This is a genomic window from Streptosporangium sp. 'caverna', from assembly GCF_003203775.1.
GTDB lineage: Bacteria > Actinomycetota > Actinomycetes > Streptosporangiales > Streptosporangiaceae > Streptosporangium > Streptosporangium subroseum.
This window is the reverse complement of sequence record NZ_CP029711.1, coordinates 781,505-793,856: the sequence shown is the minus strand read 5'-3', so window position 1 is coordinate 793,856 and position 12,352 is coordinate 781,505. Positions and strand designations below refer to the sequence as shown.

General features: G+C 67.5%; 14 protein-coding genes. 3 read left to right on the top strand and 11 right to left on the bottom strand.

Annotation, left to right across the window (positions count from 1 at the left end; genetic code table 11):
* Positions 1–566: 566 nt before the first annotated feature.
* From glmM to rplM, 3 genes are all read right to left on the bottom strand, one after another.
* Positions 567–1,922 carry a phosphoglucosamine mutase gene (gene glmM, locus DKM19_RS03805; protein ID WP_110694491.1) on the bottom strand — a complete coding sequence of 452 codons (1,356 nt, stop codon included), beginning with the start codon at positions 1,920–1,922 and terminating at the stop codon, positions 567–569.
* Position 1,923: 1 nt separating this feature from the next.
* Positions 1,924–2,445, bottom strand: a complete 522-nt coding sequence (rpsI, locus tag DKM19_RS03800; protein ID WP_089210153.1) for a 30S ribosomal protein S9 — start codon at positions 2,443–2,445, stop codon at positions 1,924–1,926.
* 66 nt (positions 2,446–2,511) lie between these two features.
* On the bottom strand, positions 2,512–2,955 hold the full coding sequence (gene rplM / locus DKM19_RS03795; protein ID WP_110694490.1) for a 50S ribosomal protein L13: 444 nt from the start codon (positions 2,953–2,955) through the stop codon (positions 2,512–2,514).
* Positions 2,956–3,311: 356 nt separating this feature from the next.
* Between rplM and DKM19_RS03790 the strand changes: the two genes are divergently transcribed.
* The 3 genes from DKM19_RS03790 to DKM19_RS49275 all read left to right on the top strand — a co-directional run bounded on the left by DKM19_RS03790 (position 3,312) and on the right by DKM19_RS49275 (position 7,514).
* Entirely contained in the window at positions 3,312–4,097 is a 786-nt protein-coding gene (locus DKM19_RS03790; RefSeq protein WP_110694489.1) for a CAP domain-containing protein, read from the top strand.
* 36 nt (positions 4,098–4,133) lie between these two features.
* Entirely contained in the window at positions 4,134–5,108 is a 975-nt protein-coding gene (locus tag DKM19_RS03785; RefSeq protein ID WP_162641279.1) for a hypothetical protein, read from the top strand.
* Between the two features lie 204 nt (positions 5,109–5,312).
* On the top strand, positions 5,313–7,514 hold the full coding sequence (locus DKM19_RS49275) for a hypothetical protein (RefSeq protein ID WP_162641278.1): 2,202 nt from the start codon (positions 5,313–5,315) through the stop codon (positions 7,512–7,514).
* 39 nt (positions 7,515–7,553) lie between these two features.
* On the opposite strand, the gene truA is transcribed toward DKM19_RS49275, so the two are convergent.
* The 8 genes from truA to infA form a co-directional block, all read right to left on the bottom strand.
* Positions 7,554–8,444, bottom strand: coding sequence for a tRNA pseudouridine(38-40) synthase TruA (truA, locus tag DKM19_RS03765; RefSeq protein ID WP_110705463.1), 891 nt, complete (start codon positions 8,442–8,444; stop codon positions 7,554–7,556).
* Positions 8,445–8,526: 82 nt separating this feature from the next.
* Entirely contained in the window at positions 8,527–9,087 is a 561-nt protein-coding gene (gene rplQ / locus DKM19_RS03760; protein ID WP_110694484.1) for a 50S ribosomal protein L17, read from the bottom strand.
* Positions 9,088–9,176: 89 nt separating this feature from the next.
* Positions 9,177–10,193, bottom strand: coding sequence for a DNA-directed RNA polymerase subunit alpha (locus tag DKM19_RS03755; RefSeq protein ID WP_089210160.1), 1,017 nt, complete (start codon positions 10,191–10,193; stop codon positions 9,177–9,179).
* 97 nt (positions 10,194–10,290) lie between these two features.
* Complete coding sequence (rpsD, locus tag DKM19_RS03750; RefSeq protein ID WP_089210161.1) at positions 10,291–10,917, bottom strand: 30S ribosomal protein S4; 627 nt, start codon at positions 10,915–10,917, stop codon at positions 10,291–10,293.
* A gap of 19 nt (positions 10,918–10,936) precedes the next feature.
* Positions 10,937–11,341, bottom strand: coding sequence for a 30S ribosomal protein S11 (rpsK, locus tag DKM19_RS03745; RefSeq protein ID WP_020542285.1), 405 nt, complete (start codon positions 11,339–11,341; stop codon positions 10,937–10,939).
* A gap of 45 nt (positions 11,342–11,386) precedes the next feature.
* Positions 11,387–11,767, bottom strand: coding sequence for a 30S ribosomal protein S13 (gene rpsM, locus DKM19_RS03740; RefSeq protein WP_089210162.1), 381 nt, complete (start codon positions 11,765–11,767; stop codon positions 11,387–11,389).
* Between the two features lie 209 nt (positions 11,768–11,976).
* On the bottom strand, positions 11,977–12,090 hold the full coding sequence (rpmJ, locus tag DKM19_RS03735) for a 50S ribosomal protein L36 (protein WP_089210163.1): 114 nt from the start codon (positions 12,088–12,090) through the stop codon (positions 11,977–11,979).
* A gap of 23 nt (positions 12,091–12,113) precedes the next feature.
* Positions 12,114–12,335 (bottom strand): translation initiation factor IF-1, encoded by a 222-nt coding sequence (infA, locus tag DKM19_RS03730; RefSeq protein ID WP_012887858.1) that lies wholly within the window; start codon positions 12,333–12,335, stop codon positions 12,114–12,116.
* Positions 12,336–12,352 lie beyond the last annotated feature (17 nt).

The window sequence follows — 12,352 nt, the reverse complement described above, 5'->3', positions numbered from 1 at the left end:
CAGATCGCCGACGTGGTGATCCAGTCGCTGACCTCTTGGTCACGAAGGATGACGAATTCGCCGGAGCCTGCTCCGAAATCCTCTCCCCCGAGAGATCTAGCCGTAACGACTCAAAGTCTCTGATCAACTACGGAGAGTGTCAATCAACGCGAAGGGGCGGCGTGGCGGCATGGGATATGCCAGATACTTCCTATGGTTTCTGCCTATTTCGCGTGGCCATATCGCCGACGGCCATCCCACGAAGACCCAAGGGCGAGGGAGCGGCGGCACAGCGGCCGGCGCTGAGATCAATCTTGGTGACACGTCGAGTGTGCCCGCGCCATTTTTATCGCGATTCGATAAAAGGCGCATTTATCGCTCATCGTGCGCGCCCCAAGACGGCACGGACATGTCTCGCCGAATCAGACTGATCGGCTGCCGGCGACCAGCCACACCGTCGGCTTGTCGGCTCTCAACTCACCACGGGCTCAGAGGACAGCCCACCGCGGGCTCAAAAAACCCCTCGCCGGGTGTGTTTGGACACACCCGGCGAGGGGTCGCGAACTGCTTCAGGAGCGGGCCGCGCCTCAGACGCAGGCCGTACGGACGACGTCCGCCAGGCGGCCCGCCATCTGCTCGGCCTGCTCTGCGGAGGCGGCCTCGACCATGACGCGGATCATCGGCTCGGTGCCGCTCGGCCGGATCAGCACCCGGCCGGTCTCCCCGAGCTCCGCCTCCGCCGCGGCGACCGCCGCGGACAGTGCGGGAGCCGAGACCTTGTCACGGTCGACATCCCTGACGTTGACCAGGACCTGCGGCAGACGGGTCATCACCGAGGCCAGCTCCGCCAGCGACTTCCCCTCTCGCGCCACGACCGCCAGCAGGTGGAGCGAGGTCAGCAGACCGTCTCCGGTGGTGGCGTGGTCGAGCATGAGGACGTGGCCGGACTGCTCGCCGCCGAGGTTGTAGCCGCCCGCCCTCATGGCTTCCAGGACGTATCGGTCGCCCACGGCGGTCTCGATCATGTCGATGCCGGCGTTCTTGAGTCCGATCTTGAAGCCCAGGTTGGACATGACCGTGGCGACCACGGTGTCACCGACCAGTTTCCCCTCGGCGTGCATGGCCGTGGCCAGCACGGCCATGATCTGGTCGCCGTCGATCACCTCGCCGGTGTGCGAGACCGCCAGGCAGCGGTCGGCGTCGCCGTCGTAGGCGATACCGACGTCCGCGTCGCGGGAGACCACGATCTGCTGGAGCTTGTCCAGGTGAGTGGAACCGACTCCGGCGTTGATGTTGAGACCGTCGGGGCGGGCCCCGATGGTCTCGACCGTGGCCCCGGCCCGCAGCAACGCCTCGGGAGCCACCATGTGGGCGGCGCCGTGAGCGCAGTCGAGGACGATGTTCAGGCCGTCGAGACGACCGGTGACGGTGGACAGCACGTGGGACACGTAACGATCGGCCTCGCCGTACGCTTCGCGCACGCGGCCGACCGAGGCTCCGACAGGGCGATCCCACTTCTCGTCGAGCCGCTGCTCGATCTCGTTCTCCATCGCGTCGGGCAGCTTGTAGCCGCCGCGAGTGAGGAACTTGATCCCGTTGTCCGGGGCGGGATTGTGGGAGGCGGAGATCATCACGCCCATGTCGGCTCTGAGAGCGGTGGTGAGGTAGGCGACCGCCGGGGTGGGCAGTACGCCGAGCCTGAGGACGTCCACGCCAGACGACGCGAGGCCGGCGACCACAGCGGCCTCCAGGAATTCTCCTGAAGCTCGCGGGTCCCGGCCTACGACGGCGACCGGACGACCTCGTCGCCCGACGCTGGCATGGAACGCCCCGGCATCGCCGAGGACATGAGCTGCGGCCACGGACAATTCCATGGCGAGCTCGGCCGTGAGGTCGCGCCCAGCGACCCCACGTACCCCGTCGGTGCCGAAAAGGCGCCCCAACTTAACGCTTGCTGTACTGCGGAGCCTTGCGGGCCTTCTTGAGGCCGTACTTCTTGCGCTCGGTGGCGCGAGCGTCACGGGTCAGGAAGCCTGCCTTCTTCAGCGGCGGGCGGTTGACCTCGACGTCCAGGAGGGTCAGCGCGCGGGAGATACCCATGCGCAGAGCGCCGGCCTGGCCGGTGACGCCGCCGCCGTTGATGCGGGCGATGACGTCGAACTGGTCCTCAGCGCCAAGAACCACGAAGGGCTCGTTGACGATCTGCTGGTGGACCTTGTTCGGGAAATAGTTGTCAAGCGTGCGACCGTTGATCGTCCACTTGCCGGTGCCCGGCACGATGCGCACGCGGGCTACGGATTCCTTGCGGCGGCCCGTGCCGTACGAATTGCCCGTGGTGATGGGCTTACGGACGGCGGCCTCGCCGCTGGCAGTGGACTCGGAGGTGTACTCGGAGGGAAACTCCTCCGCGGAGTACGCTTCCTGCTCGCCCTCGACGGGCGTCTCGACACCGGTGGGCTCAGCCACGGTTCTCCTCTAACTTTCCTACTCGGCGTCGGCCATCGGCCAACGCTGCTGGCGACAAGCCGCTGACTACTGGGCGATCTGGGTGAGCTCGAAGGGCACAGGCTGCTGCGCCTGGTGCGGGTGCTCGGAACCGGCATAAACCTTGAGCTTCTTGATCATCTTCCGGCCGAGGGCGTTCTTGGGCAGCATGCCCTTCACGGCCTTCTCGACGGCGCGATCAGGACGCTTGTCCATGAGCTCGCCGTAGGTAACGGAACGCAGACCGCCGGGGTAGCCCGAGTGACGGTACGCCTTCTTCTGCTCAAGCTTGTTACCGGTCAGCGCAACCTTTTCGGCATTGATGATGATGACGAAATCACCAGTGTCGACGTGGTTGGCGAAGGTCGGCTTGTGCTTACCGCGAAGCAGGATCGCGACGTGGCTGGCCAGCCGGCCAAGCACGATGTCAGTGGCATCGATGATGTGCCACTGGCGCTCGACTTCGGCGGGCTTGGGTGTGTACGTGCGCACGGTCGTATGCCTTCTTTGCTCGCGTCTTCGGCGCTGTCGGAAGTGACAGCAACTTGGTCGGTAGGTGCGGGCACACGACAGCCCGGACCTTCCGTCTCCCAAAGACTGAGGAGATGACGCCGGACGCGCCGCGTATCGGTCTGCAAAGGAGACCAATTCGCACACAACGAACTAGCAGGATACCGGCGCGGATGAGTGCGGGTCAAAAGACAGACTCTGCGCCGGTGTCCCTGGCAGTCTACCCGTGACCGGACAGTGCTGGGGGATGTCGCCCACGAGCCTTCACAGAACGGTTCCGATACGTTCTCCGCATTCTCTTCTTCCCCACTGCAAACATCTCTATCTTTGATAGCGGTATGTGGCAGCCTCCTCACCCCCGGCATACCCAGCGGACCCGCCTGCGCCGTATGGGACTGTTCGTGTGCCTGGCTGCGGTCCTGCTGACCGGATTCGTCCTCGGCCGGGGCACCCGCGCCGAGGAGCCCCCGAACCAGATCTACCTGAACGCCGAGCCGATCACACCCACATCCACACCCACACCCACGCCCAAACCCACCGCTCAGGGCAGGCCGGGGCGGGCCACCGACCGCCGCACTCCCCTCGTCCGGGTCGCCCGTCCCTCCGCCATGCCCACGATGACGCGGGAGCGCCGCTCCATACGCCCCAGCTCCGCTCCGAGCCTCGAAAACTCGATCGACGGCTCGGCCAACGACGGCCTCTCCTCCGTCATCAACGGCGGCGACCAGGGGGGCACCCCCGCCCTGGCCGCGATGGAGAGCGAGGCGGTCCGGCTCGTCAACCTCGAGCGCAGGAAGCACGGATGCGCCCCACTCCGGATCGACAGGCGGCTGACCCGGTCGGCCAGGGCACACTCGTCCGAAATGGCCGGCAGCGGCAAGCTCTCCCACGATTCTCCGAACGGCGGGTCACCCTGGGATCGGATGGAGACCGCCGGCTACGGCGACGGGGGCGCGGAGAACATCGGCCGTGGCTACACCTCGGCCGATGAGGCGGTGCGGAGCTGGATGGCGACCAGCGGCCACCGGCACAACATCCTCAACTGCAAGCTCACCGCCACCGGCGTCGGGGCCGTGGACGGCCCGATCGGGCCGTGGTGGACCCAGGATTTCGGCTACTCCTGAGTAAACCGGCCCTGTCGAAAGGGCTAGTCTCGGCGCATGGGTTTTCCCGGGGAGCCGCCGCGCCGCCAGCCTTACAACCAGCCTGACGCGTCGCCGCCCGCGCAGGGCGAGCACTGGTTCGACGCCTCACCGCACAACCGCGCCCCCGAAGGGGCGAGGGCCGCTCAGGGTGCGTGGCCGCCTCCGTCCCAGCCCCAGCAGCCACCCTCACCACCGCGGCAACAGCAGCCGCCGCCGCAACGCCAGGAACGGCCGCGGCAGGAGAGGTGGAGCCCCTATGACGAGGGCCCCCGTTCCCGCCGTCCGATTTACATCGCCGTCGGTGCGCTCGCCGTACTGATCGCCGGAGGCATCGGCCTGGCCATGCTCGCCAACTCCGACTCCCCGGCGGCAACCGCTACGGCGAGTCCCCCCGCCGCGGACTCCAACGCCCCGGCGCCCAACACCCCCGACGACAAGTTCGGATTCGCCACCGCCCGTAAGACCGACCCCCTCCTTCTCACCCTGAACGAGGTGTTCAAGAACAAGAAGGTGAAGATCGGCGGGCAGAGCTACCTGATGACCACGCGCAGGGCCGACAAGAAGTGCGGCGACGCCGTGGTGGGCAGCAAGCTCCAGAAGGCTCTCACCGGTGGTAAGTGCAACCAGCTGCTGCGGGCCAGTTTCCGCGACGCCTCGGGAAAGATCATCGGCACCGTGGGGGTGGCCAACCTCAGCACGTCGACGGGGGCGGCCAATGTCGTCTCCGCCGGAACCGGTAAGGAGCGGGAGGAATACATCAAGCCGCTGCCCGGTAAGGACACGGTCACCAAATTTCTCGGCACGGGTGAGGCATTCGTGGGCGAGTGGAGGCACGGGCACTACGTCGTGATGGTCTGGTTCCAGTACAAGGACGGGCACCTGCCGAAGAAGACCGAGGTCAAGAAGCTGAACCAGGCGGCCTTCGGCGCCGCGGACGCGACCGTGACGCCGGCCCTCGAAGGCCGCTCACTGACGGGCAAGCGACCGTGACGAAGCACTCATTTAGGAACTTTCGCCCCATAAAACCGTCGGGCGATACGGCTGAGAACGCCCATACACGCATGACGATCTCTGGCTATCGCTAGGCTGCGACACATGCGTGGCCAGGAATCCGGGTCCGAGCACGAACGTGAAGCCGACGGTTCGGCCGCACCGGCGACGCCACCGCCGAGTTTCGGTCAACCTTCGCCACACGTGCCACGGACCGATCTCACAGGTGACGAACAGCCCTATGTCCGCCCGGCATGGCCGGAGCCGGCACCCGGGGCAGCCCAGCCGTGGACGGTTCCCGGCGACGACGGCGCCCCCTACGACTGGCTGGCCGAGCCCGAGCCTTCCGCGCCCTGGTCCGGCTCCCCGCAGCCCGGCTCTCCGCAGCCCGGGCAGCGGCCCGGCTCCCCGGCGCCCCAGAGGCCTCCCGGTGCGGCCTGGTCCGGTTCCCCGGGGACGCAGGACCCCTCCGGCGCGACATGGCCCGGCTCTCCCCGTACGGAGTCCAACCCTCCGACATGGGCGCCCCCCTCTCCCCCTTCGCGGGAGCCGGTCTCCCCGGGGTGGTCAGGCCCTTCCGCCCCCGCGGAACCCTCCGGCCCGCCGTGGCCGGGCGCGTCGGCCGGCGACGAGTCCTCCGGCACCGTTCCGATGAACAACCCGCCGCTGCCCACGGCGCCGATCGTGCCCGGAGCCCCACCGTGGCAACCGCCGCCGGCCTTCACCGCCGCCGCCGCGGGTATGCAGGTCTGGCCGGACACCCACTGGCCCGCGGCCACCGGAGAGCCGGTCTGGTCCGACCCCGAGGAGACGATCGCCCGCCCCGGAGAGCCGGGCGACATCGCCGTCTGGCCGCCCGACGCGGTCTTCCAGGACGACCCCGGTGAGAGCGTCCGAGGGCCCGAGTCCTCCGTACGGGCTCACCAGGAGCAGGCAGGCCGGCCGCAGTCACCCGAAGCGGGTCCGTATGCCCCGGGTCAGGCCTCGTCCCCCGAGCCGGGCGCCTACCCCTCGACCACACCGCGATCACCCGAAGCGGCCCCACACACCCCGGGATCCATCCAGCCGGGCACCTATCCCCCGGGCGCGCCGCAGTCACCCGAAGCAGGCCCGTACGCCTCGGGGCAGATCTCGGCCACCCAGCCGGGCGCCCATCCCCCGGGCGCGCCGCAGCCACCCGAAGCGGGCCCCTATACCCCGGGTCAGACCTCTATCCCGGGTCAGACCTCGCCCCCGCAGCCGGGCGCCTACTCCCCCACCGCACCGCGATCATCCGAGGCGGGCCCCTACTCTTCGGCACCGTCCACCGGGCCGACCGTCCAGTCCCCCATGCCCGCGCCCGTCACGCAGGCCCCGACGTCCGAGCCGGAGCTGATCTCACAGGTGCCCGCGCCGCCCCTCGAACCGGTCACCCACGCCCCGGCCTCGCCTCAGGCTCCGGGCCACCGCCCCGGGGCGGACTTCCATACTCCCGATTCGGGCAGGCCGACGCCGCCTCCGGGCACCGTGGACCAGGACACCCCGCCGGGCGGCATCCCGATGCTTCCGCCGCTGTTCCCGCCCCTCCCGGTGGCGACGCCGATCAACCAGCCGGCCCCCGCATCCGGTGCCCTGGTCCCGCGCGACGCGTTCACCCCGGCCTCGGCCGTCGTCCCCGAGCCCCCGACGTCTCCGCCCGCCGAACCGGCCCGCAGCCGGGGCAACACCGCGCTGATCGCGGCTGTGGCCGCGGTCGTGGTGATCGGCATCGCCACCGGCGCGATCTTCGCCTACCAGTCGATCAGTGCCGGGGACCCGACGAGCGCATCCGCTCCGATCCCCGCCCCCGAGATCATCGATCCCGCCCAGGATCCGGTTCCGGAGCCCGAACCGATCAACACCACGATGCTCGACTCCGAGAAGACCGACCCGGGCAAGCTGACCGTGCCCGACGCCTTCACCAAGAAGGTGACCCTGGCGGGGGCGACGTTCACCCGGGTCAAGACCAATCTGACCGAGGACTGCCGGAAGGCCGCGGCCGGCAAGTTCGCCCGCACGCTGGACGGTCAGGACTGCCGCCGGGTGCTGCGGGCCACCTATGTGGACAGCAAGAAGAAATACGCGGTGACCACGGGGATCGCCGTACTGCCCACCCGTGAGTCCGCGATCGAGGCCGACAAGGCCAAGGACCTCAAAGACAACCTGTGGTTCCGCAGCCTGCCCGGCAACGCCGGCAGTGGAGCCGAACGCGTGCACATCGCAGGCGGTTACGCGGCCGGGATGGTGTGGGGCCGCTACATCGTGTTCAGTTACGCCACCTTCAGCGACGGCCACACGCCGACCGCGAAGGAGAAGAGCCTGGGCAAGGTCAGCAGCGCCTTCCGCGACCAGACCGCCAAGGTCGTGGAGCGCCGCGTCAGAAACTGAGCGAGCGCGCTCCCCCGGACCCGGACGATCTCGTCCGCCCTACACGCTGAGCGTGCGCACCCGGCGGGTCTCGACGGCCCGCCGGGCCAGGTCCTCCGCTTCCGGATAGAGCACCTCTTCGAGGCAGAGACCGTGTGCGGGTGCGACATGCACCTTGGAATCCCGTGCGGCGCTCCTCAGCACCTCGCCGGGCCAGTCCACGGGAAGCCGCCCCTCCCCGACGGGGAGCAGCGATCCGACGAGGGCCCGGACCATCGAGTGGCAGAACGCGTCGGCCACCACCGTCGCGACGAGGATGCCCTCCTGGCGGACCCAGTCGAGCCGCTGCAGCTCACGAATCGTGGTCGCTCCCTCGCGCTTCTTGCAGAAAGCCGCGAAGTCATGCTCGCCCAGCAGGTGGGCGGCGGCCGCGTTCAGCCTGTCGACGTTGAGGCCACGGCTGTACCAGGCGACTTCGCGCCGGCGGAGCGGGTCCACACCGCCCGGCGCGTCGGAGATCCGGTAGGCGTACCGCCGCGACATCGCCGAGAACCGGGCGTCGAAGCCCCCAGGAGCCACCGTGACGCGATGAATGCGCACATCGGGGGGCAGAACCCCTGACAGCCTTCTTAACAGGGCAGGGAGCCGCTCATCAACGCCCTCCGGCGATCCGGGATCGGAGAGCGGGGCCGCCGTGGGTTCCTCCCGGCGGTAGCGGTTCTCCAGCGCGCCGAATCCGCCGGCGTCCAGATCCACGTGGGCGACCTGGCCCCGCGCGTGCACCCCGGCGTCGGTACGCCCGGCCACGACCAGCGTCGGCGGCTCGGGAAGCCGGAGGATCTTGCCGAGCGCCTCCTCTATCTCCCCCTGGACGGTCCGCTGTCCGGGCTGCTTCGCCCAGCCGGAGAAGTCGGTGCCGTCATAGGCGAGATCCAGGCGCAGCCGTACCACGATGTTCCTCCCGGAAAACGAAACGGGCCCGGCGGCTCCCAGAAAGAAGGAGCTGCCGGGCCCGTTCACAGGACCTGAAAGATCAGGCGTTGTCCTTCTTGTCGGTCTCCTCGGCGGGAGCCTCAGCGGCCTCGGTCGCCTCAGCGGTCTCCTCGGAAGCCTTCGGCTCCTCGGCGGCCTCGGTGGGCTCCTCGGCCTTGGCCTCTTCGGCCTTGGCCTCCTCGGCCTTCGGCTTCGCAGCGGCGGCCGGGGCGGCAGCGGCCTGGCTGACGCGGACCGGGTTCAGCGGCTCGGTCACCAGCTCGATGACGGCCATGGGGGCGGCGTCGCCCTTACGAAGGCCGATCTTGGTGATCCGGGTGTAGCCACCGGGGCGCTCGGCGAAGGTCGGCGCGATCTCGGTGAAGAGGTGGTGGACGACGCTCTTGTCCCGGACGACCGTCAGGACCTGGCGACGGTTGTGCATGTCGCCCTTCTTGGCCTTGGTGATCAGCCGCTCGGCCAGCGGACGCAGGCGCTTGGCCTTGGTGACCGTGGTCTTGATCCGGCCGTGCTGGAACAACTGGGTGGCGAGGTTCGCCAGGATCAGCCGCTCGTGAGCCGGGCTTCCGCCGAGGCGGGCACCCCTTGCTGGCTGAGGCATTTCGTTCTCCTTGAGAGTTAACCCGCCCCGGCCGTATGAGGTACCGGGGTCAGGCCGGGGGCCCGTGGACCCCCGTTATTCAGCGAAACTCAGTACTGCTCGGTCTCGACGTACGCGCTGTCGTCGTCGTCGTAGCCGCCGCCGGCCACCGCGCTGGGGTCGAACCCGGGCGGGGAGTCCTTCAGCGCGAGCGTCATCTCGTGCAGCTTCTGCTTGACCTCTTCGATGGACTTCGCACCGAAGTTCCTTATATCGAGAAGGTCCTGCTCGCTGCGGGCCACGAGTTCACCCACGGTGTGGATGCCCTCGCGCTTGAGGCAGTTGTAGGAACGGACCGTGAGGTTCAGCTCCTCGATCGGCAGCGCCAGGTCGGCGGCCAGGGCCGCGTCCGTCGGCGACGGGCCGATGTCGATGCCCTCGGCCTCGACGTTCAGCTCGCGGGCGAGGCCGAACAGCTCGACGAGGGTCTTACCGGCCGAGGCCACCGCGTCACGGGGCTTCATGCACGGCTTCGTCTCGACGTCCAGGATCAGACGGTCGAAGTCGGTGCGCTGCTCGACACGGGTCGCCTCGACCTTGTAGGTGACCTTGAGAACCGGGGAGTAGATGGAGTCGATCGGGATACGACCGATCTCCTGGCCCGGCTGCTTGTTCTGCGCGGCGGAGACGTAACCGCGACCGCGCTCGACGGTCAGCTCCATCTCCAGCTTCGCCTTGCCGTTCAGCGTGGCGATGCGCAGCTCGGGGTTGTGCACCTCGACACCGGCCGGAGGCGCGATGTCGGCGGCGGTGACGTCGCCGGGGCCCTGCTTACGCAGGTACATCACCACGGGCTCGTCGTGCTCGGAGGAGACGACCAGGTCCTTGAGGTTCAGGATGATGTCGGTGACATCCTCCTTGACCCCCGGCACGGTCGTGAACTCGTGCAGCACACCCTCGATGCGGATACTGGTCACGGCCGCGCCCGGAATGGACGACAGCAGCGTGCGCCGCAGCGAGTTGCCGATGGTGTAACCGAAACCCGGCTCCAGCGGCTCGATGATGAACTTGGACCGGGTCTCTTCGAGGGACTCCTCGAGGAGGGACGGGCGCTGAGCGATCAGCATGTGAGATCTCCCCTTGCATGGCGGCGCCCGCTATTTGACGCCGCTCGAACAACAGCATAGGTGCCGTACGGCGAACCGCACGGCACCTGAAGAGCTTCTACTTGGAGTAGAGCTCGACGATCAGCTGCTCCTGGACCTGGGTGTCAATCTGCTGACGGACCGGGAGCTGGTGAACCAGGACGCGCATGGCGTCCGGGATGACGCCCAGCCAGGCCGGGAACGTCTTGTCACCGGAGGTGGCGCGAGCCACCTCGTAGGGAAGGAGGTTGCGCGAACGCTCGCGAACCTCGACGATGTCGTGCTCGCGGACGCGGTACGACGGAATGTCGACCTTCTTGCCGTTCACCAGGATGTGTCCGTGACGGACCTGCTGGCGAGCGGCGTCGCGCGACTCGGCGAACCCGGCGCGGTAGACCACGTTGTCGAGACGGCTCTCCAGGATCTGGAGGAGGTTCTCGCCGGTCTTGCCACCCTTGCGGTTGGCTTCCTCGTAGTAGTTGCGGAACTGCTTCTCGAGGATGCCGTAGATGCGGCGGGTCTTCTGCTTCTCACGAAGCTGGAGCTGGTACTCAGACTCCTTGGGCCGACCGCGACCGTGCTCACCCGGGGGGTAAGGACGGATCTCGATGGGGCACTTCGCGGACTCGCACTTCTTACCCTTGAGGAAGAGCTTCGTCTTCTCTCGACGGCAGAGCTTGCAGTCCGCACCCGTATAACGAGCCATTTTCTATATCTCCTGGGCGTCAGACGCGACGGCGCTTGGGCGGACGGCAGCCGTTGTGCGGCACGGGAGTGACGTCCTGGATGGAGCCAACCTCGAGGCCGGTCGCCTGAAGCGAACGGATCGCGGTCTCACGGCCGGAACCGGGGCCCTTGACGAAGACGTCGACCTTGCGCATGCCGTGCTCCATGGCCCGGCGAGCGGCGTTCTCGGCAGCCATCTGCGCGGCGAACGGGGTGGACTTACGAGAGCCCTTGAACCCGACGTGGCCGGCACTGGCCCAGGAGATCACGTTCCCGTTCGGGTCGGTGATCGAAACGATCGTGTTGTTGAACGTGCTCTTGATGTGGGCGTGCCCATGAGCGACGTTCTTCTTTTCCTTGCGACGCACCTTTTTGGGTGCGCCCTGGCGGCTCTTAGGAGGCATTCTTTGCCTTCACTCCTGAGGTATTCGGTCCTGCGGCTACGCGGACTACTTCTTACCGGGCTTCTTCTTGCCGGCCACGGTCTTCTTCTTGCCCTTACGGGTGCGTGCGTTGGTCTGCGTACGCTGACCATGCACGGGAAGGCCACGGCGGTGCCGAATGCCCTGGTAACACTGAATCTCGATCTTGCGACGAATGTCGGCCTGAACTTCGCGACGGAGGTCACCCTCGATCTTGTAGTTCGCCTCGATGTAGTCACGCAGCGGCACGAGCTCTTCGTCCGTGAGCTGGTGAACCCGAAGGTCACCGTTCACGCCGGTGGCCTCGAGGGTCTCCAGGGCGCGCGTGCGACCGATTCCGAAAATGTAGGTGAGAGCGATCTCCAGCCGCTTGTCGCGGGGGAGGTCGACGCCAACCAGGCGAGCCATGGTCGGGCATTCTCCTTCTTTATGGCGGAGGTCCTGCGCCTCACTTCCCCTCCCCATGCCCGGGGTGAGGGCCCCGGCCTCCGACCGGGGGTCTCCTGCGGGGTACGGCCGAAGCCGCCGACGCAAGTGTGAAACGCGATTACTTTGACGGCCCTACATGGGTTGAGTCCGCTACGGAGAGCGGACTCCTGCAAGGCCTGTTACTGCGACTAACCCTGACGCTGCTTGTGGCGCAGGTTCTCGCAGATCACCATGACGCGACCGTGCCGGCGAATCACCTTGCACTTGTCGCACATCTTCTTGACGCTCGGCTTGACCTTCATAGTCTTATTCGTCCCTCAGACGCTTACTTGTATCGGTAGACGATCCGCCCACGACTGAGGTCGTAGGGGCTCAGTTCGACGACAACCCTGTCGTCAGGAAGGATACGGATGTAGTGCATCCGCATCCGCCCGCTGATATGGGCCAGGACCTTATGGCCGTTGTCGAGCTGCACCCGGAACATCGCGTTCGGGAGCGACTCAACCACAGTGCCCTCGATCTCGATGGCGCCGTCTTTCTTGGCCATGTCCCTCGCGTTTCACT